Genomic DNA, 22,233 nt, shown 5'->3' with positions numbered 1-22,233 from the left:
CCGGTCATTGAGGTGCGAGCTTGCGAGCCTCGAAATGACCTACCACCGCAGGCTTCGAGGCTCCGGCCGCAAGCGGCCTACGCACCTCAGCCAGCGTCTATCCGCGTTCTTACGCAATGAGGTCGATGGTCGGGGAGTCGGTGCGGCGGGTGCCGGTGCGGCCGGCCTGGACGTCGTCGTAGGCCAGCCGGAGACGCTGTACCGCCTCGCTCAGGTGTTCGCTGCTGTGCGCGTAGGGGATGCGCAGGTGGCGCTCTCCCGCGCGCCCGCCCAAGGAGAAGAAGCGAGGCCCGGGAGTCAGCAGCAGTTTGCGTCGCTCGGCTGCTGCGCACAGTCGCGTCGAGAAGTGGCCCGGCAGCGTGACCCACAGGCTCAGGCCGCCGGCCGGGCACGGTGCCTCGATCTCCGGAAGGTGCTCGGCCAGCTCGCCGAGCAGGTGGTCGCGTCCCTGGCGCAGTGCGGCCCGGCCCGCCGCGGCTGTCTGCCCGCCGTCGCTCAGGAGTTCGGCGAAGACCACCTGATCGAAGGCCGACGTGCCGAGGTCGGCGATCATGCGGGCCTGCACCAGCGTCACCACCAGCGGCTTCGGCGCGCGCACCCAGCCCACGCGCAGGCCGCCCCAGAAGGGCTTGGACGACGAGCCGATCAGGACCGTCGACGGGTCGAAGTGCGCCAGGCTGGGCGGCAGGTCGATGCCGTCGAGGTTGACCTCGTGCATCGACTCGTCGACGACTGCGGTGACGCCGCGCCTGCGCAAATGGCCGGCCCAGGCCTCCCGCTCCGGCCCGGTCATCACTGCGGCCGTGGGGTTATGGAAGTCGCAGATGAGATAGGCCAGCGTGTGACGGCTCGCTTTGAGCGCTGCGGCCATCGCTTCGACGTCCCACGGTGAGCCGTTCCCGACCGGCAGCGCCGTGAGGCGTCCGCCGGCGGCGATGATCGAGTCGTGGGCGTGCGGGTAACTGCTGCCCTCGACCAGCACCCGGTCGCCGGGGGAGAGCAGGGTGCGCGACAGTAGGGAAATGGCACCCATCGCCCCGTTGGTGACGATGATCTGGTCGGGGTCAGTCGGTAGGCCGCGTTGGCGGTAGTAGTCGGCGAGCAGTTCGCGCAGCGCGGGCAGCCCGTCGGGCAGGTAGCCGCTGGTCGCCAGCAGTCCGGGAAGCTTCGCGATGGCCCGCTCGAAGGCCCGCGCCATGCCGGGCGGCCCGATGGGCGCGGAGTAGGTAAATGCGAGGGTGTCGGGATCGCTGTGGGTGCCGAGCAGCGTGCTGGCCGGTGAGGCTTCCAGCGGCACGGTGACGGTACTTCCGGAGCCTCGCCGTGAGGCGATGAGTCCGGCTTCACGAAGATCGGCGTAGGCGCGCGAAGTGGTGGTACGGCTGACGCCCAGGGCCGCAGCCAGTTCGCGCTCGCTGGGCAGTCGGGTGCCGTCGGCGAGCCGCCCGTCCATCGCCGCGACCCTGATGCGGTCGGTGATCTCGGCATAGGCCGGGCCGGTGCCGTCGAGGTTACCGAGGATGCCCGCGAGTCGGCGGGCGGACATGACCGGCGAACTCATGGTGGCCACTGTTCCGTAATTGGCTATTCAAAGCAAGGCCAATTATCTCCATCCTGGATACATGTTCTGGTTCATCGTGATGATCTTCCTGTCGCTGCTCGTCGTCGGGACGGGGCTGGCCGTGCGCGCCGACGGCTACGGCGACCGGCCCGGCCCGCGCAGCCACCAGCATGAGTTCACGCAGCGGTGGCGCGCATGAGAGCCGTGATCGGCCGGCTGCTGCGCCTGCTCGTCGGGCTGTGGCTGTACGGCGCGACGATGGCGCTGCTGGTCGAGGGTGGCCTGGGCCTGTCACCGTGGGACGTGTTCCACGAGGGCGTGGCGACCCGTGTGCCGCTGACCTTCGGCCAGGTCGTCATCGTCACCGGCGCGGTCGTGATGCTGCTGTGGATCCCGCTGCGACAGCGTCCGGGCCTCGGCACGATCCTCAACGTGATCGTTACCGGCGTGGCCGTCGACGTCACGCTGGCCTGGTTGCCGACACCCGACGACCTTGGGGTCCGGGCAGCTTTCCTGGCACTGGGAGTCGTGGGCAACGGACTGGCCGGTGCCCTCTACATCGGCGCGTCCCTCGGCACCGGCCCTCGTGACGGCCTTTGGGAGGGGCTGGTGTGGCGCACCGGCGGGAGCATCCGGATCGTCCGCACCGCACTGGAGGTGGTGATCCTGGGGATCGGCTTCGCCCTGGGCGGCACGGTCGGTATCGGCACGCTCGCCTACGCCGTGGCCATCGGCCCCCTGGTGCAGTTCTTCCTCGGCCTGCTGGACGGCGGCTCAGCGGCGCGTGGCGATGACGAGACTCGCGTCGGCGTCGATGAGCATCTCTGCGGCGACGAAACGCTCATCGGTGAGCCAGCGCTCGCGGATCGTGTCGACCTGCCCGTCGACGATGGGCGGCCAGTGCGGGGAGGTCGTGAAGTCGTCGAGCACGGCGACACCGCCGGGTTCGAGCAGGTCGGCGAGGTGGTCGATCTCGGCCATGACCTCGCGGACATCGACGAAAATCAGCGAGAAGGGTGCGGACTGCTCCAGTGAGGTCCAGTCGCCGGCGACGATCTCCACATTGTCAACGCCGGCGAAGATCTTCTGCACGTCCTCGGCCAGCGACGGGTCGAGTTCGGCGCTGACGATGCGGGCATCCTCTGGTGCACCGCTGGCCAGCCACGCCGATCCGACGCCTGTGCCGGTGCCGAGTTCGGCGAGGGTGCCGGTGCGCGAGGCGGCGAGCGTGGCCAGCAGGCGACCGGTCTCGTGACGAGTCGAGGCAATGAAGCCGCGCTGGCGAGACAAATCAAGGGCGCGGGCGACGAGGCCGGGCACACCGTGGGGGGAAGACACGCGGCCAGTGTTTCACTGCAATTCGCCGGTGAGGTATCGTGTTCGCTATGCGGAAGCAGTACGTAGCCATCGCTTGCCGCAGCAGGGCCTCCTAACAGGGCCGACCACCTGCTGCGGTGTTCTGGCGTTGGCCCGCTGAACCGCTGCAGGAACCGGATCGCACACGATCCCTCTCTCCTTCTCATCTCGGTCACCCCGATGTGGTTCGGCGGACCGGCCCCTCGGCCGCCCCGACATCACCTACCGAGAAGGAAAGAATCATGCCGACTCCCATCGTCTTCTGGGGACCTGCCCATCTGCGCGAGGACAGCGCGAACGAGTCGTCGGAGGCCGCCTGGCCGTTGACGGCGGACCGTCCCGACGACAACTGACCATCCGTTTCGTGAGATATCGGTTCACCATCTGAGATCGACCCACCTAGGATGACCTCCATGACGCAGACCTACCAGCTCGCCGTCGTCCCCGGCGACGGCATCGGACCGGAAGTAACGAACGAAGCCCTGCGGGTGCTCGACCTCGTCGCTGCCCAGCACGACCTCGCCTTCGCGCGCACCGAGTACGACCTCGGTGCCCGCCGCTACCACGCCACCGGCGAGACGCTGCCGGATGCGGTGCTGGAGGAGATCCGCAGTGCCGACGCGATCCTGCTGGGTGCTGTCGGCGACCCGTCGGTGCCCTCGGGCGTGCTGGAGCGCGGCCTGCTGCTGCGGCTGCGCTTCGAGCTGGACCACTACGTCAACCTGCGCCCGTCGAAGCTGTTCCCCGGTGTGCCGACGCCGCTGGCCCAGCCCGGCGACATCGACTTCGTCGTGGTGCGTGAAGGCACCGAGGGGCCGTACGTGGGCAACGGCGGCGCGATCCGTATCGGCACGCCGCAGGAGGTGGCCACCGAGGTCAGCCTGAATACGGCCTTCGGCGTCGAGCGCGTGGTGCGCGACGCCTTCGCCCGCGCCCAGGCGCGCCCGCGCAAGAAGCTCACGCTCGTGCACAAGAACAACGTCCTCGTGCACGCCGGTCACCTGTGGAGCCGCACCGTGGAGGCCGTGGCTGCGGAGTTCCCCGAGGTCAGCGTCGATTACTTGCACGTCGATGCCGCGACGATCTTCCTTGCGACCGACCCGGCGCGCTTCGACGTCATCGTCACCGACAACCTGTTCGGCGACATCCTCACCGACCTGGCCGCCGCGATCACCGGCGGCATCGGCCTGGCCGCGAGCGGCAACGTCAACCCCGACCGCACCACGCCGAGCATGTTCGAGCCGGTTCACGGCTCGGCACCCGACATCGCGGGCCAGTCCAAGGCCGACCCGACGGCCGCCATCTTGTCGGCCGGCCTGCTGTTGAGCCATCTCGGCCACGCCGAGGCGGCCGCCCAGATCGAGACTGCGGTCGAGACCGACATCGCCGCGCGAGCCGGCGCGCATGCGGCCCCCCGGTCGACGCAGGAGGTGGGGGAGGCCATCGGTTCGCTCGTGGCCTCGGGCGTAGCGGCGGGCTGACTCCCGTCCCTGTCGACCTCTCACCGAAGGCATTACCGTGACCCCCATGACCGCCCCCACGTTCACCGCCACGCTCACGCAGAACCCGGCGGCCCGGTCCGAGACCGAGCGCGCCGCGATCCTCGCCGACCCGGGATTCGGCAACCACTTCACCGACCACATGTTCTTGGCGGAGTGGACCCCGGACGACGGGTGGCAGGACGCGCGCGTCGTGCCCTACGGTCCGCTGCAGCTCGACCCGGCCACGGCCGTCCTGCACTACGCGCAGGAGATCTTCGAAGGACTCAAGGCCTATGCGCATGCCGACGGGTCGATCTGGGGATTCCGCCCGGAGGCCAACGGGCGGCGGCTGGCCCGTTCGGCGCACCGGCTGGCGCTGCCGGAGCTGCCGTTGGAGTGGTTCCTCGGCTCCATTCGCTCGCTCGTCGAGGCCGATCGCGCCTGGGTGCCCAGCGGAGAGGAACGGAGCCTGTACCTGCGTCCGTTCATGTTCGCCTCGGAGGTCTTCCTCGGCGTGCGGCCGTCGCAGCACGTCACCTATTCGGTGATCGCTTCGCCGGCGGGTGCCTACTTCAAGGGCGGGGTGAAGCCGGTCGACATCTGGCTGTCGGAGACCTACTCGCGCGCGGGCAGCGGCGGCACCGGGGCGGCCAAGTGCGGCGGCAACTACGCCGCGAGCCTGCTGCCGCAGCAGGAGGCCTACGAGCACGGCTGTGAGCAGGTGGCCTTCCTGGATTCGGTCGAGCACACCTGGGTCGAGGAACTCGGCGGGATGAACCTGTACTTCGTGCAGTCCGACGGGTCCATCGTGACTCCCGAACTGTCCGGCTCGATCCTCGAAGGCATCACCCGCGACTCGATCCTGACGCTGGCGCGCGACCTCGGCCACGAGGTCGTCGAGCGCAAGGTGTCGATCGACGAATGGCGCGGCGGGGTCGCGGACGGCTCGATCACCGAGGTCTTCGCCTGCGGCACGGCCGCCGTCGTGACGCCGGTCGGGCGGCTGGCCTGGGACGGCGGTGAGGTGGATGCCTCGCACGGTGAGATCGGCCCGGTGACCGCGGCGATCCGCGCGGTCCTCGTCGACATCCAGTGCGGCCGCGCCGAGGACCGGCACGGCTGGATGACCCGCCTGGTCTGACGCCGGGCGCGAGGCCGCGCCAGTAGGTCCCGCTGGTTGAGGTGCGAGCGAGGAACGGGTGTACCCCGCAAGTGGGAGGTGCCCCCACCCCGAAGCCTGCGGTGGTGGGTTATTTCGAGGATCGCAAACTCGAACCTCAACGACCGGGTTCCGTCTATCCGCGCGCGTTCTCATACGCGATACGTCAGGCGAACAGGGTCCGGGGGTCGTCGTCGAGGGTGATGAGGAGTTCGTCGCCGGTGAAGGAGATCGTCACGCGGAGGCCGCGACGGTCCTGCGATTCGGACTCGCCGAGTCCTGCGGCGATGTCGGCGATGGTCACCGTCGCGCCGCCCACGGGATCGTTCTCGGGCCACTCGGTGATGATCCGGTGGGTCAGCCCGTTCAGGACCGCGAGCGTGGCCGCCAGTGCGTCGCGGTCGACGCTCCGGCAACGCAACTCCGGCAGGCCGAAGGTCTCCAGGCCCCGCGAGACGACGTCGGGGCCGTCCAGGTCGAGGGCGACCCACTGGGCCGAGGCGCCGGCGTCCATCGTGTCGATGTCACCCGGGACGATCTGCGGCACCACCAGGTCGAGCACATATCCGTCGTGGCAGGCCCCGAGCGTCAGCGCCTCCAGGCGGGCCGCGACCACATCACGGCGCACGGCGGAGACCGGCCCCGAGCGATGCAGGATCGTCGTGTAGGGGCGCTTGGCGAGATCGCCGATCAGCCACGAAGTCGCCCCGAAGCGGAGCAGCAGTGACTCGTCGGGCAACGCGAAATCGGCGCTGCTGCGGCCGTTGATCGGCTCGGGGGTGAGCACGGCGTGGAGCGAATGGCGCACGTGCGGCACCGGCACGGTCATCGCGCACACCCCGTCTTGGCAAGCATGGTCGTGAAGTCTAGACTGAGGCCATGTCGAGCCTCTCGATCATCATTGCCGGGCGCGCCGGATTCTGACCCACTCAGAACCAGCGCGCTGCCTCCCGATGTCCGGGGGGCTTTTTTCGTGGACCAGCACCGTGCCCGAAGGACAACATGAACGCCACCGCCGATCCCCAGTTCCACGTTTACGACACCACCATGCGTGACGGTGCCCAGCAGGAGGGCCTCAACCTGTCGGTGACCGACAAGATGCACATCGCGCGGCACCTCGACGACCTGGGCGTCGGCTACATCGAGGGCGGCTGGCCCGGCTCCAACCCGAAGGACACCGAATTCTTCGCCCTGGCCGCGAAGGAACTCGACCTGCAGACCGCGACTCTGGCGGCCTTCGGAGCCACCCGGCGCGCCGGTGCCGTAGCCGCCGACGATCCGCTGGTGGCGGCCCTGCGCGAGTCCGGCGCGTCGGTGGTGACCTTGGTGGCCAAGAGTCACGACAAGCATGTCGAGCTGGCGCTGCGCACGACGCTGGCCGAGAACCTCGCTATGGTGCGCGACACGGTGGAGCATCTGCGGGCTGAAGGGCAGCGGGTCTTCGTCGACCTGGAGCACTTCTTCAACGGCTATCTCGACAACCGCGACTATGCCCTCGAAGTCGTCCGCGCGGCGGCGGAGGCCGGTGCCGAGGTAGCCGTGCTGTGCGACACCAACGGCGGCATGCTCCCGCACCAGGTCACCGACATCGTCGGCGATGTGCTCGCCTCGACCGGTGCTCGCCTGGGCATGCACGCCCACAACGACACCGGCTGCGCGGTGGCGAACTCGATGGCGGCAGTGCTGGCCGGCGCGACCCATCTGCAGGGCTGCCTCAATGGCTACGGCGAGCGCACCGGCAACGCCGACCTCGTCACCTGCATCGCCAACCTCGAACTCAAGCTGGATCGCCCGGTGCTGCCGGAAGGCCGGCTGGCCGAGGCCACGCGCATCGCCCACGCGGTCGCCGAGATCACCAACTACCCGCCGTCGGCCCGCCAGCCGTACACGGGCGTCTCCTCCTTCGCCCACAAGGCCGGCCTGCACGCCAGCGCGATCCGGGTCGATCCCGACTTGTACCAGCACATCGATCCCGCACTCGTGGGCAACGACATGCGCCTGCTCGTCTCGGAGATGGCCGGCCGGGCGACCATCGAGTTGAAGGGCCGCGAACTCGGCTACGACCTCACCGGTGATCCCGCGCGCCTGGCCCGGCTGACCGACCGGGTCAAGGAGTTGGAACAGGCCGGCTACACCTTCGAGGCCGCCGATGCCTCGTTCGAGTTGCTGGTCGCCGAGGAGATGGGGGAGCGCCCGGACTACTTCGATGTCGAGTCCTGGCGCACCATCGCTACCCCGGACTCGGCCGAGGCCATCGTCAAGATCGTCGCCGGCGGGCAGCGGCTCGTCGTCGTGGGCGAGGGCAACGGGCCGGTCAACGCCCTCGACCATGCCCTGCGGCAGGCCATCGAGCAGTTGTACCCCGACGTCGCCCGCTTCCACCTGACCGACTTCCGCGTGCGCATCCTCGACCAGGGGCACGGCACCGACGCCATCACCCGTGTACTCATCGAGACCTCCGACGGCAAGGATTCGTGGGTCACGGTGGGGGTGGGGGCCAACATCATCGAGGCTTCGTGGATCGCGCTGACCGACGCCCTGACCTACGGCCTGCGGGCGCACGGGGTGTCGCGGGCGGCGCTCTGAGTCCGCAGTGAATCGGCACACGCACCGCACGAAGCGCAGCGGCCGCTGGCAGCGCCTGGCCGGGGCGCTGCCGGTTCTGGCGACGCTGATCGTCGTGGTCGGTGTCGGCGGTTTCGTCATCGTCGAGCAACAGCGGCAGGTGAAGGCGACCCAGGAGGCCGACACGGTTGCCGAAGCCTTCGACGCCGAGGCCGACGCCTTCCTGGCCGAACTCACCGAGATCGTCGAAGCCGGGCGCTCGCTGCCCCCGGCCGAGCTGCAGGCCCAGGTCCAGGCCCGCATCGCCGAGCCGCCGCACCTGGCGGAGTTCTCCGGGGAAGGGGTCGAGTCCTCCTCGGCCTACCGGGATGCGCAGTACCGCGAGGCGACGATGTTGGATCCGTACGTCGAGTTGGTCGACGTGCTCGGCCGGGCGGCGCTCGCGCGCGATTTCATCGCGGCGGCACAGACCGCGCTGGCGCTGCGGATCGAAGACATCCTCGGTACCACGACGATCCGCGACCCGGCGGTGGTCACCGGCCAGGTGATCCCCGCCTTCGAGCAGGCGCTGGCGACCTTCGAGGAGGTGCCGGTGCCCGGCGGCCAGGAGGAACTGGCGCAGGCGGTCTCCGCGGCCGTCCAGAACGTCATCGACCAGTCGCAGTTGCTGGTGAACTTCGCGGCCCTCGGGCAGAACTACTCCTTCTCCTACGGCGAGCAGATCGCGGAGGCGCAGGAGGCGGTGCGGCTGTACGGATTGACCGTCGATGCCGATGTGGCGACGGCCATCGATGCCGTCCTGCCGGAGTGATCTCGCATGTCGATTTGACAGCAGGCACTGGGGGCAGCACGGTTGGCGGCATGAGCAAGCGCGCAAAGATCGTCCTGTTCACGCTGATCGGCCTGGTGGTCGTCGCCCTGATCGCCGGTGGCGCGACCTACTTCGTCATCGAGCAGAACCACAAGAAGGACATCGAGAAGGCCGACACCACGGCTGCGGCCTACCTCGACGACCTGGCGGACTTCCGCAAGGACACCGCCGAGGACCTGTTGGAGGAGGTCGAGGACGACACCGAGAAGGCCCTTGACCTGATCGACGAGGCGCGCGACGACATCCCGAGCCTCGGCGACGCTCCGGCGTACGGACGCGAGCACTCCGAGGACTACGCCAAGGCCCAGGCCGCCGAGAAGCAGGTGGGCGACGACCTCGACACCCTGCAGGATCTGGTCGAGGAGTCCTCGGGCAGCGGTCCGTTCCTCGTGGCGGCGATGGCCGCCCTGGACCGGGACAAGCCGAGCGAGTTGCTCGGTGCCGGTCCGTTCTCCAACGGCCAGCCCATCCGGGATTCGACGATCCCTGGCATGCAGGCGGTCAAGGACGAGTTCGAGGCCGTCGAGGTGCCCGAGGGCTTCGAGGAGGCCGCACAGCTGACCTCCGATGCCCTGCAGTACGTCATCGACCAACTCGGGACGATGGCGACCTCCCTCGACGGGGGGCAGTCGTACTCCTTCGAGTACACCGAGCAGTACGACGCGGCGATCAATGCCGTCGACGATGCGGTGAGCGAGAGCCAGGATCGTCTGGCGGAGTACATCGACGCTTTCGGCGACGGCAAGGATCTCAGCAGTGCCGATTCCAAGGACTCCAAGGACGACGATTCCTCGAAGGACGACGACGAGGCCACCGAAGAGGAGCAGGAGAGCTGACCGGGCGAGGTCCGGTGCGTCAACCTCGGGCTGCGAGGCGGGTCATCGGCAGGTGCGCGATACCGGCCTCCTCGTAGCCCGGCCCCGAGCGGGTGAAGCCGTAGCCGGTGTACCAGTCTTCGAGATAAGCCTGAGCGCCGATGTCGATACGTTCGTGCCCCCACAGATCGAGGGCGTGCGTCAGCAGTCGGCCGGACAGGCCACGGCCTCGTTGATCGATGCGGGTACACACCCGGCCGATCCGCCGGGTGCCCGAGTTGCCGGCGTAGGACCGCAGGTAGCTCGTCAGGCCCTGCGCGTCGGCGAGCCACAGGTGGGTGGTCGAGGCCAGCAGGTCGATCCCGTCGACATCGGGTTCGTCGCACCGCTGCTCGACGGCGAAGACGAGGTCACGGATCTGCCAGATCGCGTAGACCTCGGCGGCGCTCAGCCGGTCCCCGGCGACGGCACGGGGCGGGGGAGCCGAGGCATTGGAGGTCACGACGTCAGGCTAGTGGACCGCTCGGCCGTCGCCAGAAGTCTCGACACGTGGGCCGCCAGCCGCTCGCGTAGGGGTGCGGCTGCGGTGGCGAGCCGGCGTTGTTCGCGGACGTATTCGGCCTTGCCCTCGGGCGTCTCGACGCGGATCGGGCGCAGGCCGAGTCCGGTCACGTCGTAGGGCGAGGCGCGCATGTCCACCTGCCGCGCATCGAGGGCTAACTCGAAGGCGTCGAGGACCACGGTGGCCTCGGCGAAGGGCATCAGCCGGAAGGCGAGGCGGTACAGGTCCATCGAGACGTGGACGCAGCCGGGCTGCTCGTAGTCGATCTGGTCGGCGCGCGCGAGCGGCTGGGCGTTGAGCGGCGCGGCGTCCGGGGTGAAGAAGCGGAATGCATCGACGTGGGTGCAGCGCAGCGGATGATCGCGCACCACCTGATCGGTCAGGTCGGCTCCCAGCCGCAGGGGCAGTCGCGCGTGTCGCCGCCGGTCGGCACCTCGGTACACCATGGCCCACTCGTGCAGGCCGAAACAGTTCCAGCGCGGCTCGGCGGAGGCGGTGCGCTCCAGGAGGCGGTGTGTCCAGCGCAGACCGGGAAGACGTCGCTCCAGCCGGGCCGGATCGACCCGGCTCACCCCCGATTCGGTGAGATAGGCACCGAGCGGGGCGTACTCGGGCGCGTCCTCCAGGGCGACGCCGAGGCCGGGATGCCAGCGCGCCAGGGCACTGGGGGAGAAGTTGTAGTACTCGAACAGGAAGTCCTCGACCGGATGCTCCTCACCGCGATGACGCCGCTGCAGATGCGGGAGCGTCCACCGCTCGGCGCGTTCGCGGTGTGCCTGCGCCAGCGGCAGCCAGTCCGAACGGGCCAGGATGACCGGCACCGACGGGCGGCCGGTCATGGGGCGCAGTCGCCGCAGGTGCCGAAGATTTCGAGGGTGTGCGATACGTCGTCGAAGCCGTGTTCGGCCGCGATGGCATCGGCCCAGCGCTCGACCGTGGGGCCGGCGACCTCGACGGTGCGCCCGCAGGAGCGGCACACGAGATGGTGGTGGTGCCCGGTGCTGCACTGGCGGTAGAGGACCTCGCCGTCGTCGTTGCGCAGCGCGTCGATCTCGGCGGCATCGGCGAGCGCCTGGAGGTTGCGGTAGACCGTCGACAACCCGACCGACTCGCCACGGTGACGCAGCAGGTCGTGGATTTCCTGAGCGCTCGCGAAACCGTCGAGATCCTCGAGGATCGCGGCGACGGCGCGGCGCTGCCGGGTGTTGCGGGGTGTGGCGACCATGCTGGGGAATCCTCCTCAGGTCGACTCTAGCCGCCTCCTGCGCTGCCGGGCCAGCAGTACGCCGAGGCCCCGGCCCGCCGCCAGCAGCGCGAAGCAAGCCAGTGCTGCGAGGACGATGGTCGGTCCGGGCTGGGTGTCGATCTCGAAACTCGCCACCACGCCGCCGAGTGCGGCGAGCAGGCCGATGGCCATCGCGAGCAGATGGGTGCCCCGGAAACTGCGGGCCACCTGCTGTGCTGCTGCCACCGGGACGACCATGAGCGCCGAGACCAGCAGCAGTCCGACGGTACGCATGGCCACGGTGATCGTCACGGCGGCGAGCACGGCGATGAGGATGCCGTAGAGCCGGACCGGGACGCCGCTGACGCGGGCGTGCTCCTCGTCCTGGCAGACCGCGAACAATTGCGGGGCCGCGAGCATGGTGACGGCCAGCACGAGGCCGCCGAGCACGGTGATGAGCGTCAGATCCGCCGGGGTGACGGTCACGATGGAGCCGAATAGGTAGCTGTTGAGCGTTGCCGCGCTGTCGCCGGCCAGATTGATGAGCATGACGCCCGCAGCGATCCCGCCGTAGAACAGCATCGCGAGGGCGACATCGCCGGAGGTGCGGGCGTAGGTGCGCATCAACTCGATGGCCACCGCGCCGAGTGTGGCCGCCGCCACCGCAGTCACCAGGGGAGCGGTGCCCGTGAGCAGGCCGAGGGCGACGCCGGTCAGGGCGACGTGGCCGATGCCGTCGCCGAGCAGGGCGAGACGCCGTTGCACGAGGAAGGTGCCGATGGCCGGCGCGGTCAGCCCGGTCACGAAGGCCGCGCCGAGCGCCATGCGCATGAAGGAGTAGTCGAGCAGATCGAGCACTCAGACCACGCCCTCTCGCGGCAGCGGTTCGATGCGCGCCGGTTCGCCGGCGTAGGGGTGGTGGTGGACGTGCTCGGCCGGCGCGCCGCCCGGCGGTCCGTCGTAGGCGACCCGGCCCCGGTCGATGACGACCGCGCGGTCCACGACCGAGGTCAGCGGGCCGAGGTCGTGTTCGACGAGCAGGACGGCGGTGCCGCTGCGGGTGAGGCGTTCGACGGTGTCGGCGAGCCGCTGCGCACTGGCGGCGTCGACGCCCGCGAGCGGCTCGTCCATGACCAGCAGGTCCGGCTCGCAGGCCAGGGCGCGCGCGATGAGCACGCGCTGCTGCTGGCCGCCGGACAGTTCGGTGACGGGGCGGCGGCGCAGGTCGGCCAGATCGACCAGATCGATGGCGCGGTCGGCGGCTTCGCGGTCGGCCTTGGTTGAGGGGCCGATCAGCCGCCGCCGGGCGAGCCGTCCGCTGAGGACGACCTCGCGCACGGTGGCCGGGACTCCTGCGGTCGTGGCGGGTCGCTGGGGCACGTAGCCGAGCCGGGCGCGGTCGGCGAAGTGCTCCAGCGGGGTGCCGAACAGGTCGATGCTGCCGGCGCGACGGGGGACCAGGCCGATCAGTGCGCGCACGAGCGTCGACTTGCCCGAGCCGTTGGCACCGAGAACGGCGACGGTCTCGCCTGTGCGGACACTGAGGTCGACATCGGTCAGGATCGGACGGCCTCCCAGATCGACGACGACTCCGCGAGCGTGGAGCACGCCCGCGGAGTCGTCGAGGTGGTCGTGGACTACTGGCACCCGTTGGCCTCTCGGATCGCGTCGAGGTTCGCGCGCATCAGCGACAGGTAGTCCTGATCGGCGGTCTCCTCGGTCAGTCCCTCGATGGGACTCAGGGTGGTCATTGTCGCACCCGTGGCGTCCGCGACGGTCTGCGCGATGGCCGGATCGACGAGTTCCTCGTTGAAGACCGTCGTGATGCCCTGGCTCTTCACGAGGTCGGTGATCTCGGCGAGCTGGGCCGAGGACGGCTCCTGGCCCGGCTCCAGGCCGGCGATCGGAATCTGCGTCAGGCCGTAGGTATCGGCGAGGTAGCCGAAGGCTGCGTGCGAGGTGACGATGCTGCGGCGCTCGCAGGTCTGCAGGCCCGCGTCATACTCGGCGTCGAGCGCCTGCAGGTCACCGATCAACTCGTCGGCGTTGGCGCGGTACTCGTCGGCGTGGTCCGGGTCGACCTCCGAAAGCGTGTCGGCGATGGCGTCGGCGGCCAGTTCCATGCGGTTCGGATCGAGCCAGAAGTGCGGGTCCACGTCGCCGTGGTCGTGACCTTCCTCCTCTTCGCCTTCGGCGTGGTCGTGACCCTCCTCGTCGGCTTCGAGCAGGTTGACGACGGTGGCAAGGTCGACGGTTTCGTCGGCGTCGCGGCCGGCCTGCTCGACGGCCTCATCGACGGCGCTCTGGAAGTGCTCGGTGAAGACGACGAGATCGGCGTCCTTGACGTCGGCGACCTGATGGGGGGTCAGTTCGACATCGTGCGGTTCCTGACCCTGCTGGGTCAGGTTCTCGACGGAGTAGTGGTCGCCGACGATCCGCTCGACCAGGAACTCCATGGGATAGGCCGCGACCACGATGGTCGGGTCGTCGCTGGCGCTGTCGTCGCTGCCGGAGCACGCGGCGAGCGCGGCGGGGGCCAGTAGAAGCAGGGCGGGGACAATCACGGGAAGGCGTCGCATGATCCCAGATTGTCGCGTATGGGAACCATTGTCAAATTGCTTGCCTGGTGAGACCGGCCACACCGGCCTCGTTAGGCTGGTGCCGCCCTCGGGCGCGGTGCGTCACGACGACCGCGACACCCGCCGACATCCAGCCGGAAAAGAGAACAACACGCATGCCTGCCTCGACGATCGACACCGTCATCAGCCTCTGCAAGCGCCGAGGATTCGTCTACCAGTGCGGCGAGATCTACGGCGGCACCAAGTCCGCGTGGGATTACGGGCCGCTCGGCGTGGAACTCAAGGAGAACATCAAGCGCCAGTGGTGGCGCTCGATGGTGCAGGGCCGCGACGACGTCGTGGGACTCGATTCGTCGGTGATCCTGCCGACCCAGGTCTGGGAGGCCTCCGGCCACCTGGCTGCCTTCGTCGACCCGCTCGTGGAGTGCCTGTCCTGTCACCACCGGTTCCGCCAGGACCACCTGCAGGAGGCCTACGCCGAGAAGAAGGCCAAGGCCGGCCAGAGCGACATCGACCCCGATACGGTCGCTATGGACCTGCTGGCGTGCGGCAACTGCGGCACCAAGGGCCAGTGGACCGAGCCGCGCATGTTCAACGGCCTGCTCAAGACCTTCCTCGGCCCCGTCGAGTCCGCCGAGGGCCTGCACTACCTGCGCCCGGAGACTGCGCAGGGCATTTTCGTCAACTTCGGCCAGGTGATGACCACTTCGCGCAAGAAGCCGCCGTTCGGCATCGGCCAGATCGGCAAGAGCTTCCGCAACGAGATCACGCCGGGCAACTTCATCTTCCGCACTCGCGAGTTCGAGCAGATGGAGATGGAGTTCTTCGTCAAGCCCGGCGAGGACGAGCAGTGGCAGGAATACTGGATGGCCGAGCGCATGGGCTGGTACACCGGCCTGGGCATCACCGCCGACAACCTGCGCTTCTACGAGCATCCGGCCGAGAAACTCTCGCACTACTCCAAGCGCACCGTCGACATCGAGTACCGCTTCGGTTTCGCCGGTTCGGAGTGGGGCGAGTTGGAGGGCGTCGCCAACCGGACCGACTTCGACCTGTCGACCCACAGCGAGCACTCCGGCAAGGAGCTGGCCTATCTCGACCAGGCCACCGGCGAGCGCTGGACGCCGTACGTCATCGAGCCGGCGGCCGGCGTCAATCGGTCGATGATGGCCTTCCTGGTCGACGCCTACGCCGAGGACGAGGCACCCAACACCAAGGGCGGCGTCGACGTGCGCACCGTGCTGCGGCTCGACCCGCGCCTGGCGCCGGTCAAGGCTGCGGTGCTCCCGCTGTCGCGCAACGAGGCGCTCTCGCCGGCCGCGCGCGACCTCGCCGCCGAGTTGCGGGGCTTCTGGAACGTCGACTTCGACGACGCGCAGGCCATCGGCAAGCGCTACCGCCGTCAGGACGAGATCGGCACCCCGTTCTGCGTCACCGTCGACTTCGAGACCCTGGAGGACCAGGCGGTGACGATCCGCGAGCGGGACTCGATGCAGCAGGAGCGCGTCGCTCTCGGCCAGGTTCGTGAGTGGCTTGCGGCGCGCCTACCGGGCTGCTGACCCGCTCAGGCGCGACAATCGCGGCGTGCTCAGGTCATCTCGCTCGCTTCGGTTGATTCTCCTCGCCTGCGTCGTCGTCGTGGCGGCGTCCGGCCTGAGCGGGTGCGGAGGCGGGGACGACCCGAAGCCGAAGTCGTCGGTGCCGGCGGGCTTCGACGTGCCCGACGGCGTGACGATCACCAAACCGGGTACCAAGCGGGTCGCCGGGGAGTCCGCCTCGGTCGTCTATCAGGTCGACGAGAAGGCCACGAGCGCGATCACCGTGACCATCACGAACGTCCGCAAGGGCATGATCGAGGACTTCCGGTTCTTCTCGCTGTCGCCCGAGCAGCAGGCGTCCTCGCCGTTCTACGTCGATCTAGCCGTCGTCAACGAGGGGCCGGCCGGCCTGGGCGGGGTGGCGCTGCCGGTGTTCGCCCACGACGACTCGAACACGCTGCTGCCGCCGACGCCCATCGTCGGTAGTTTCGCGCCCTGCCCGACCGGAGAACTGCCGGAGAGTTTCCTGCCCGGGCAGAGCGCCACGCTGTGCATGGTCTACCTCGTCCCGGCCGGGCATGCCCTGGTCTCGGTGGACCTGGAACCCGACGGCTCGGACTCGACGATTACCTGGACCCCCTGATCGCGCCCGCCGCAACTGCCGGTGGGGGCCGGTCGGCGACAATGGGGCTATGACCGCGTCGACCCTGATGGCCCCGCCCCTGTCTCTGGGCGGGATCCGGCTCGACGTCCCGGTGGTGTTGGCACCGATGGCCGGGGTCACCAATGCGGCGTTTCGCCAGTTGTGCGCCGAGCAGGGCGCGCTGGACACGGCGGGCATCTCGGGGCTGTACGTCTGCGAGATGATTACCTCGCGCGGCATCGTCGAGGGGGATCGCACGAGCCTGTCGATGCTGACCTTCTCCGGAGCCGAACCGGTGCGGTCGGTGCAGTTGTACGGCATCGACCCGGACGTGATCGCCCGCGCGGTGACGATCCTGTGCGACGAGCACGGCGTCGACCACGTCGACCTCAACTTCGGCTGCCCGGTGCCCAAGGTGACCCGCAAGGGCGGGGGAGCGGCCCTGCCGTGGAAATCGAATCTGCTCGGCCGCATCCTGACGCAGGCGGTGGCTGCCGCCGAGCCGTACGGAGTGCCGGTCACGATGAAGACCCGCAAGGGCATCGACGACGATCATCTCACCTACCTGGAGGCCGGCCGCATCGCCACCGACGCCGGGTGTGCGGCCATCGCCCTGCACGGGCGGACTGCGGTCCAGCACTACTCCGGCCAGGCCGACTGGGAGGCCATCGGCGAACTCAAGGCCGCCACGGCGATCCCGGTGCTGGGCAACGGCGACATCTGGGAGGCGGCCGACGCCGCCGCGATGATCGAGCGGACCGGATGCGACGGCGTCGTCGTCGGGCGCGGCTGTCTGGGCCGGCCGTGGCTGTTCCGCGACCTGGCGGCGGCGCTGACCGGCCGTGAGGTGCTGACGACGCCGCGGCTCGGCGAGGTCGCCGCGATCATGCGCCGGCACGCCGAGCTGCTGGGCGACTGGCTCGGCGAGGAGCGCGGCTGCATCGAGTTCCGCAAGCATGTGGCTTGGTATCTCAAAGGATTCCGTGCGGGGTCGGTGGTACGTGATCGCCTGGGCCGGGTCTCGTCCTATGCCGCGCTGGATGCTCTCCTGGCCGACCTCGATCCCGACGAGCCGTTCCCGGTCGCCGAGCTGGGCCGTCCGCGCGGGCGCCAGGGATCGCCCAAGCGGGTCGTGGTCCCCGACGGCTGGCTCGATTCGCGCGTCGTCGAGGGTGATCTCGACCCCGCAGCCGAGGACGCCGCCTCCGGCGGGTAAATCTGCCGGCATACCTCAGGGCACGGGGCGGGCCGGGGCGGCCGTAGGCTGGGGGTCATGCCCAGTCCGTCGGAGGCCTATGCGCGGGCGCGGGCCGAACGTGAGTTTCCGCATCTGGCCGACTTCCGGGGCCACTACGGTTTCGACCTGGACGACTTCCAGGTGCGCGCCTGCCGGGAGGTCGAGTCCGGTCACGGCGTGCTCGTGGCCGCGCCCACCGGTTCGGGTAAGACCATCGTCGGAGAGTTCGCGGTCCACCTGGCGCTGGCGACCGGCCGCAAGTGCTTTTACACGACCCCGATCAAGGCGTTGTCGAATCAGAAGTTCCACGACTTCGGCGAGCGCTACGGGAACGAGAACGTCGGCCTGCTGACCGGCGACAACAGCGTCAACGGCGAGGCCCCCGTCGTCGTGATGACGACCGAGGTCCTGCGCAACATGATCTACGCCGGGTCGCGGACGCTCGACGGCCTCGGCTTCGTCGTCATGGACGAGGTCCACTACCTCGCCGACCGCTTCCGTGGCGCGGTGTGGGAAGAGGTCATCATCGGGCTGCCGGAGTCGGTCAGCATCGTCTCGCTGTCGGCGACGGTCTCGAACGCCGAGGAGTTCGGCGACTGGCTGACTGAGGTCCGCGGCAGCACCGTCACCATTGTCGAGGAGCGCCGTCCGGTGCCGCTGCACCAGCACGTGCTGGTCGGACGCAAGATCTTCGACCTGTTCGAGGACGGCACCATCGCCGACGACGGCTCGCCGGTCGTCAACCGCCAGCTGGAGCGCTTCGCCCGCGAGGACTGGCAGCTGAGCCGGATGGCGAAGGGCCGTCCCCGCAAGGGCGGAGCCCGGCCGAAGACTCGGCACCGCGCGCCGACTCGACTCGAACTGGTCGAGAAACTCGACGTCGAGGGACTGCTTCCGGCGATCTGCTTCGTGTTCAGCCGGGCCGGGTGCGCCGCTGCGGTCGGCCAGCTGCTCGACGCGCGGCTCATGCTCACCACGGCCGAGGAGCGCGTGGAGATCGAGAACTACGTCGACGAGGCCTGCGCCCACCTGCCCGACGAGGACCTGCACGTGCTCGGCTACCACGAGTTCCGTGAGGCGCTGGGCCGCGGCATCGCCTGCCACCACGCCGGAATGCTGCCGACGTTCAAGGAGTGCGTCGAGCACCTGTTCAGCCTCGGCCTCGTCCGGGTGGTGTTCGCCACCGAGACCCTCGCGCTCGGCATCAACATGCCGGCCCGGTCCGTGGTCATCGAGAAACTCAGCAAGTGGAACGGCGAGAGCCACGTCGACGTCACGCCGGGGGAGTACACCCAACTCACCGGACGGGCCGGTCGGCGTGGCATCGACGTCGAAGGGCATGCCGTCGTGCTGTGGCAGGCGGGGCTGAACCCGAAACAGGTCGCGGGCTTGGCCTCGCGGCGCACCTATCCGCTGCACTCGTCGTTCCGGCCGTCGTACAACATGGCGGTCAACATGGTCGGCCAGGTGGGACGCCGTACCGCGCGCGACCTGCTGGAGCAGTCGTTCGCGCAGTTCCAGGCCGACCGCGCGGTCGTCGGCCTGGCGCGGCAGATCCGCAAGGCCGACGAGGCACTGGCCGGGTACGCCGAGTCGGCCACCTGCCACCTCGGCGATTTCATGGAGTACGCCGGCTACCGGCGGCAGATCGGCGACATCGAAGCCGAGGGCGCCCGGCAGCGCAAGGCCCAGCATCGCCAGAGAATCGCCGAATCACTGCTGGCCCTGCGGCGCGGCGACATCATCGACGTACCGCGCGGCAAATGGGCCGGCACTGCGGTCGTCCTCGATCCGGGACATGTGGCCGACCGCGAGGGACCGAGGCCCTTCGTGCTCACCGAGGACCGCCACGCCCGGCGCCTGGCCACCGTGGACTTCACCGAGCCGGTGGTCCCGTTGGACACGATGCGGATCCCGAAGAGTTTCAACCCACGCAGTCCGCAGTCGCGCCGGGACCTCGCCTCCACCCTGCGCCAGCGCGCGCAGCCACGGCCCGGCAGGCCGTCACGAGGCGGCGGGCACGCGCCGTTCGAGGCAGACCCTCGAGTCGAGGAGCTGCGCCGGCTGATGCGCGAACATCCCTGCCATCAGTGCCCCGACCGAGAGTCGCACGCGAGGTGGGCGGAGCGGCACGCCAAACTCGACCGGGAGACCGAGCAGAAGCGCCGCACCATCGAGCAGCGCACGAACACCGTGGCACGGCAGTTCGACCACGTGTGCGAGGTGCTGACCGAACTCGACTACCTCGATGGCGACACCGTCACACCGGCGGGCCGGCGGCTCCAGCGGCTCTACGGCGAGTTGGATCTGGTCATCGGGGAATGCCTCCAGCGCGGCGTGTGGGACGGTCTGACACCGGCAGAGCTGGCGGCGGTCGTCAGCGGCCTGTCCTACACCTCTCGAGCCGCCGACGACGCCCCGGCATCGAGTTTCCCGTCGGCGAGGCTGCGCGACGTGGCCGGGGAGATGGGTCTGATCCAACGAGAACTCGCGGCCTTGGAGCGCCGGCACCGGCTGCGGTTCCTGCGTGAACTCGACTTCGGCTTCGCCGAGGGCGTCGGGCGATGGGCCGACGGAGCGCCGTTGCACGAAGTGCTGGCCGCCACTGGCCTGGCCGCAGGCGACTTCGTTCGCGCCGTCAAGCAGCTCATCGACCTGTTAGCGCAGATCGGCCAGGCGGCCGGCGACGATACCGATCTACGCACGACCGCTCGGCGGGCACTCGACTGCCTGTACCGCGGCGTCGTCAGCGATAACTGAGCAGGTGCGATGAGACGTCGACATGTGGCCGCCTGGCTGGCGACCGGACAGCAGCGTACCGAGGGCTGGGTTGCCGACAGCGGCAGCCGCCTCGGCATGGAGATCCCCTTCGTGCGGGCCTCCGGCTCCCGGCGTGCCTGGGTTCCGCAGGGCCTCGCCCTCGATCCGCAGACGGGCCACCTGCTGCAGTCGTACTACGCGCGGACCCGGTTGGGGTATCGCTCGTGGCTGGCGGTGCTCGATCCGTCGCAGGGGCGGATCGTCAACGTCGTGCGCCTGGGCGGTCCGGGTCGTACGCCGCACCATGCCGGCGGGGTCGCCGTCGACGGGGAGCGGGTGTACGTCACCGACAAGGGCTGGCTGCACACCTACCGGCGCGCCGACGTCCGCCGGGGCCGCTGGTGGCCGATCCGGCAGGTGCATGCGCCCCAGCGGGTCGAGGGAGGCTCGTATGCCGCGATGCACGCGGACCGCCTGTATCTCGGTGATTTCGCGGGGGCGCTGTTGTTCACCTATGAGCGCGACGGCCAGCGGTGGCGGCGCGTCGGCGACCCTATTGTGACGCCGCCGGAAGGGCAGGGGGTGGTGGTCCGTGACCAGGAGTTCGTATTCAGCGCGTCGCGCGGACAGCATCACGCTGCCTATCTGGTCGTGCAGCCGCGTTCCTCCCGCGAAGGCCAGGCCGGATCGAAGACTCGCCATTATCGCCTGCCGAATATGGCCGAGGGGGTCGTGGAGGTCGGCGGCGAGCTGATAACGACGTATGAGTCCGGCGCGGCCTGCTTCGTGCGTCCCTTCCGGGGTCTGCGTGACGGGGAACCGGTGCAGGGGCGACCCGAGACGATGTGGCCCCTCGCCAGGCTGACGCACACCCCCTTGTCCGCGCTTGGTCTGGAATAGCTTTCCCCAGGGTGAACACGCCAGGGGGTGACAGGTTGGCGGCGGGGCATTAGGTTCGGTGTCGCGTAGATCGGGGGATTCATGCGTCGAATTGTGGTGACCGTGGTGGCGGTCGTGGTGGTCGTGGCGGGGTGTGCCGCCGAGCCGAGGCCGATTGAGCCGGAGGCGTCGGCCTCGGCCTCGGCCACGCTTGCGGTTCCGGTGGTGCCGGTGGCTGCCGGGGAGAACACGCCGGAGGGTGCTGAGGCGTTTCTGCACTACTACATCGAGGTCATCAACTACGCCTCGCACACCGGAGACACCGGGCCGCTGCAACAGGCCAGCACCCCCGACTGCACCGGCTGCCAGGACTACGTGAACCACTTCAACGAGTGGGACGCCCGAGGCGGGAGCACAACAGATGGGGACTGGAGTATCAGCGAAATCGAACAGGTTCCTCATGCGACGGATGCTGCCTGGGTCGTGACATTGCACCTCGCGGCCGGTTTTTACATCGAGTCAAAAGGTGCTGAGCGTAAGCGGTTTGAGGCATCTGACGAGGAAGTAACCTTCGTCGCTCGCTTTACCAACGGCGGCTGGCAGATGGCCCAACTTCTTGCAGGAAGGCAACTATGAAGGCAGTCATCCTCGCGCTCGCTCTAGCGTTGCCGAACGGCACCGATGTGGCACCAAACCCGCACAGCCCGGGGGTCACAGTTGAAGTTCAAGAGAAGACCTCATCGGAACCGACGAAGACCTCATCGACAGGGACTTCACCGCAGCAAGTCGATCCGGACGTGATGGCCGAAGGCTGCGGCGTCCTCGGTTTCCTGACCGACAGCTGCGGTCAACCCCCCAACACCCCAGAGACCACACTCCCCGACGAAATCCTCCACGCCATCGAAACCATCGGCCTACCCGCAACCACCCTCTACCTCCAACCCGACACCGGCACCACCCTCATCAACATCCCCACCATCTACTACACCCACGCCACCGTCT

22 protein-coding genes and 1 pseudogene are annotated in these 22,233 nt (G+C 69.1%); 14 read left to right on the top strand and 9 right to left on the bottom strand.

Going from position 1 to position 22,233, the window contains the following annotated elements:
* Window positions 1–109: 109 nt before the first annotated feature.
* Complete coding sequence (locus QM597_RS00235; RefSeq protein ID WP_415002869.1) at window positions 110–1,561, bottom strand: PLP-dependent aminotransferase family protein; 1,452 nt, start codon at window positions 1,559–1,561, stop codon at window positions 110–112.
* Between the two features lie 61 nt (window positions 1,562–1,622).
* Between QM597_RS00235 and QM597_RS00230 the strand changes: the two genes are divergently transcribed.
* On the top strand, window positions 1,623–1,760 hold the full coding sequence (locus QM597_RS00230; RefSeq protein ID WP_415002868.1) for a hypothetical protein: 138 nt from the start codon (window positions 1,623–1,625) through the stop codon (window positions 1,758–1,760).
* The gene (locus tag QM597_RS00225) at window positions 1,757–2,596 is read left to right on the top strand and encodes a YczE/YyaS/YitT family protein (RefSeq protein ID WP_415002867.1); all 840 of its coding nucleotides are present in this window, start codon (window positions 1,757–1,759) and stop codon (window positions 2,594–2,596) included. The genes QM597_RS00230 and QM597_RS00225 overlap by 4 nt, the downstream gene beginning before the upstream one ends.
* Here QM597_RS00225 and QM597_RS00220 read toward each other — a convergent pair.
* Window positions 2,537–2,881: pseudogene (locus QM597_RS00220) on the bottom strand (O-methyltransferase); the annotation flags it as partial. The gene QM597_RS00225 and the pseudogene QM597_RS00220 sit on opposite strands and share 60 nt — an antisense overlap.
* 440 nt (window positions 2,882–3,321) lie before the next feature.
* Here QM597_RS00220 and QM597_RS00215 point away from each other — a divergent pair.
* Together QM597_RS00215 and QM597_RS00210 are read left to right on the top strand one after the other, a co-directional pair.
* Window positions 3,322–4,398 carry a 3-isopropylmalate dehydrogenase gene (locus tag QM597_RS00215; RefSeq protein ID WP_415002866.1) on the top strand — a complete coding sequence of 359 codons (1,077 nt, stop codon included), beginning with the start codon at window positions 3,322–3,324 and terminating at the stop codon, window positions 4,396–4,398.
* 46 nt (window positions 4,399–4,444) lie between these two features.
* The gene (locus QM597_RS00210; protein WP_415002865.1) at window positions 4,445–5,539 is read left to right on the top strand and encodes a branched-chain amino acid aminotransferase; all 1,095 of its coding nucleotides are present in this window, start codon (window positions 4,445–4,447) and stop codon (window positions 5,537–5,539) included.
* 184 nt (window positions 5,540–5,723) lie between these two features.
* On the opposite strand, the gene QM597_RS00205 is transcribed toward QM597_RS00210, so the two are convergent.
* On the bottom strand, window positions 5,724–6,386 hold the full coding sequence (locus QM597_RS00205; RefSeq protein ID WP_415002864.1) for a hypothetical protein: 663 nt from the start codon (window positions 6,384–6,386) through the stop codon (window positions 5,724–5,726).
* 173 nt (window positions 6,387–6,559) lie between these two features.
* Here QM597_RS00205 and cimA point away from each other — a divergent pair, with 173 nt between their 5' ends.
* The 3 genes from cimA to QM597_RS00190 are packed head-to-tail and all read left to right on the top strand — an operon-like array spanning window position 6,560 to window position 9,829.
* Window positions 6,560–8,143, top strand: a complete 1,584-nt coding sequence (gene cimA / locus QM597_RS00200) for a citramalate synthase (protein WP_415002863.1) — start codon at window positions 6,560–6,562, stop codon at window positions 8,141–8,143.
* Between the two features lie 7 nt (window positions 8,144–8,150).
* Complete coding sequence (locus QM597_RS00195) at window positions 8,151–8,933, top strand: hypothetical protein (RefSeq protein ID WP_415002862.1); 783 nt, start codon at window positions 8,151–8,153, stop codon at window positions 8,931–8,933.
* Window positions 8,934–8,983: 50 nt separating this feature from the next.
* Window positions 8,984–9,829 carry a hypothetical protein gene (locus tag QM597_RS00190; RefSeq protein ID WP_415002861.1) on the top strand — a complete coding sequence of 282 codons (846 nt, stop codon included), beginning with the start codon at window positions 8,984–8,986 and terminating at the stop codon, window positions 9,827–9,829.
* A 19-nt stretch (window positions 9,830–9,848) separates the two neighbouring features.
* Here QM597_RS00190 and QM597_RS00185 read toward each other — a convergent pair whose 3' ends face one another.
* The 6 genes from QM597_RS00185 to QM597_RS00160 are packed head-to-tail and all read right to left on the bottom strand — an operon-like array spanning window position 9,849 to window position 14,174.
* Window positions 9,849–10,310 (bottom strand): GNAT family N-acetyltransferase, encoded by a 462-nt coding sequence (locus QM597_RS00185; RefSeq protein ID WP_415002860.1) that lies wholly within the window; start codon window positions 10,308–10,310, stop codon window positions 9,849–9,851.
* On the bottom strand, window positions 10,307–11,209 hold the full coding sequence (locus QM597_RS00180; RefSeq protein ID WP_415002859.1) for a 3-methyladenine DNA glycosylase: 903 nt from the start codon (window positions 11,207–11,209) through the stop codon (window positions 10,307–10,309). The genes QM597_RS00185 and QM597_RS00180 overlap by 4 nt, the downstream gene beginning before the upstream one ends.
* On the bottom strand, window positions 11,206–11,595 hold the full coding sequence (locus tag QM597_RS00175) for a Fur family transcriptional regulator (RefSeq protein WP_415002858.1): 390 nt from the start codon (window positions 11,593–11,595) through the stop codon (window positions 11,206–11,208). Before QM597_RS00175 ends, QM597_RS00180 begins: the two co-directional genes overlap by 4 nt.
* Before the next feature lie 15 nt (window positions 11,596–11,610).
* Window positions 11,611–12,453 (bottom strand): metal ABC transporter permease, encoded by an 843-nt coding sequence (locus QM597_RS00170; RefSeq protein ID WP_415002857.1) that lies wholly within the window; start codon window positions 12,451–12,453, stop codon window positions 11,611–11,613.
* Complete coding sequence (locus QM597_RS00165) at window positions 12,454–13,242, bottom strand: metal ABC transporter ATP-binding protein (protein WP_415002856.1); 789 nt, start codon at window positions 13,240–13,242, stop codon at window positions 12,454–12,456. It abuts the gene before it with no gap.
* Window positions 13,233–14,174: a metal ABC transporter substrate-binding protein gene (locus QM597_RS00160; RefSeq protein ID WP_415002855.1), complete on the bottom strand. Its 942-nt coding sequence runs from the start codon at window positions 14,172–14,174 to the stop codon at window positions 13,233–13,235. The genes QM597_RS00165 and QM597_RS00160 overlap by 10 nt, the downstream gene beginning before the upstream one ends.
* 155 nt (window positions 14,175–14,329) lie before the next feature.
* On the opposite strand from QM597_RS00160, the gene QM597_RS00155 reads away from it, so the two are divergent.
* The 7 genes from QM597_RS00155 to QM597_RS00125 all read left to right on the top strand — a co-directional run.
* Window positions 14,330–15,733 (top strand): glycine--tRNA ligase, encoded by a 1,404-nt coding sequence (locus QM597_RS00155; protein WP_415002854.1) that lies wholly within the window; start codon window positions 14,330–14,332, stop codon window positions 15,731–15,733.
* Window positions 15,734–15,758: 25 nt separating this feature from the next.
* Window positions 15,759–16,355, top strand: coding sequence for a hypothetical protein (locus tag QM597_RS00150; protein WP_415002853.1), 597 nt, complete (start codon window positions 15,759–15,761; stop codon window positions 16,353–16,355).
* Between the two features lie 49 nt (window positions 16,356–16,404).
* Window positions 16,405–17,571, top strand: a complete 1,167-nt coding sequence (gene dusB, locus QM597_RS00145; protein WP_415002852.1) for a tRNA dihydrouridine synthase DusB — start codon at window positions 16,405–16,407, stop codon at window positions 17,569–17,571.
* Between the two features lie 57 nt (window positions 17,572–17,628).
* The gene (locus QM597_RS00140) at window positions 17,629–20,352 is read left to right on the top strand and encodes a DEAD/DEAH box helicase (RefSeq protein WP_415002851.1); all 2,724 of its coding nucleotides are present in this window, start codon (window positions 17,629–17,631) and stop codon (window positions 20,350–20,352) included.
* Window positions 20,353–20,361: 9 nt separating this feature from the next.
* Window positions 20,362–21,252, top strand: coding sequence for a hypothetical protein (locus QM597_RS00135; RefSeq protein WP_415002850.1), 891 nt, complete (start codon window positions 20,362–20,364; stop codon window positions 21,250–21,252).
* A 96-nt stretch (window positions 21,253–21,348) separates the two neighbouring features.
* Window positions 21,349–21,867, top strand: coding sequence for a DUF6318 family protein (locus tag QM597_RS00130; RefSeq protein ID WP_415002849.1), 519 nt, complete (start codon window positions 21,349–21,351; stop codon window positions 21,865–21,867).
* The coding region (locus QM597_RS00125; RefSeq protein WP_415002848.1) for a hypothetical protein at window positions 21,864–22,233 on the top strand (370 nt) is incomplete at its 3' end. The genes QM597_RS00130 and QM597_RS00125, both read left to right, overlap by 4 nt.

The organism is Aeromicrobium sp. (genome assembly GCF_047607065.1).
GTDB lineage: Bacteria > Actinomycetota > Actinomycetes > Propionibacteriales > Nocardioidaceae > Aeromicrobium.
The sequence above is the reverse complement of the archived record's forward strand: the minus strand, read 5'-3'. Positions and strand labels throughout refer to the sequence as shown.

What these genes read in the sequence shown, in the direction of transcription:
- QM597_RS00235 (WP_415002869.1), bottom strand. Translation starts at nt 1,561, where the DNA reads ATGAGTTCGCCGGTCATGTCCGCCCGCCGACTCGCGGGCATCCTCGGT.
- QM597_RS00230 (WP_415002868.1), top strand. Translation starts at nt 1,623, where the DNA reads ATGTTCTGGTTCATCGTGATGATCTTCCTGTCGCTGCTCGTCGTCGGG.
- QM597_RS00225 (WP_415002867.1), top strand. Translation starts at nt 1,757, where the DNA reads ATGAGAGCCGTGATCGGCCGGCTGCTGCGCCTGCTCGTCGGGCTGTGG.
- QM597_RS00215 (WP_415002866.1), top strand. Translation starts at nt 3,322, where the DNA reads ATGACCTCCATGACGCAGACCTACCAGCTCGCCGTCGTCCCCGGCGAC.
- QM597_RS00210 (WP_415002865.1), top strand. Translation starts at nt 4,445, where the DNA reads ATGACCGCCCCCACGTTCACCGCCACGCTCACGCAGAACCCGGCGGCC.
- QM597_RS00205 (WP_415002864.1), bottom strand. Translation starts at nt 6,386, where the DNA reads ATGACCGTGCCGGTGCCGCACGTGCGCCATTCGCTCCACGCCGTGCTC.
- cimA (WP_415002863.1), top strand. Translation starts at nt 6,560, where the DNA reads ATGAACGCCACCGCCGATCCCCAGTTCCACGTTTACGACACCACCATG.
- QM597_RS00190 (WP_415002861.1), top strand. Translation starts at nt 8,984, where the DNA reads ATGAGCAAGCGCGCAAAGATCGTCCTGTTCACGCTGATCGGCCTGGTG.
- QM597_RS00180 (WP_415002859.1), bottom strand. Translation starts at nt 11,209, where the DNA reads ATGACCGGCCGCCCGTCGGTGCCGGTCATCCTGGCCCGTTCGGACTGG.
- QM597_RS00175 (WP_415002858.1), bottom strand. Translation starts at nt 11,595, where the DNA reads ATGGTCGCCACACCCCGCAACACCCGGCAGCGCCGCGCCGTCGCCGCG.
- QM597_RS00160 (WP_415002855.1), bottom strand. Translation starts at nt 14,174, where the DNA reads ATGCGACGCCTTCCCGTGATTGTCCCCGCCCTGCTTCTACTGGCCCCC.
- QM597_RS00155 (WP_415002854.1), top strand. Translation starts at nt 14,330, where the DNA reads ATGCCTGCCTCGACGATCGACACCGTCATCAGCCTCTGCAAGCGCCGA.
- dusB (WP_415002852.1), top strand. Translation starts at nt 16,405, where the DNA reads ATGACCGCGTCGACCCTGATGGCCCCGCCCCTGTCTCTGGGCGGGATC.
- QM597_RS00140 (WP_415002851.1), top strand. Translation starts at nt 17,629, where the DNA reads ATGCCCAGTCCGTCGGAGGCCTATGCGCGGGCGCGGGCCGAACGTGAG.
- QM597_RS00135 (WP_415002850.1), top strand. Translation starts at nt 20,362, where the DNA reads ATGAGACGTCGACATGTGGCCGCCTGGCTGGCGACCGGACAGCAGCGT.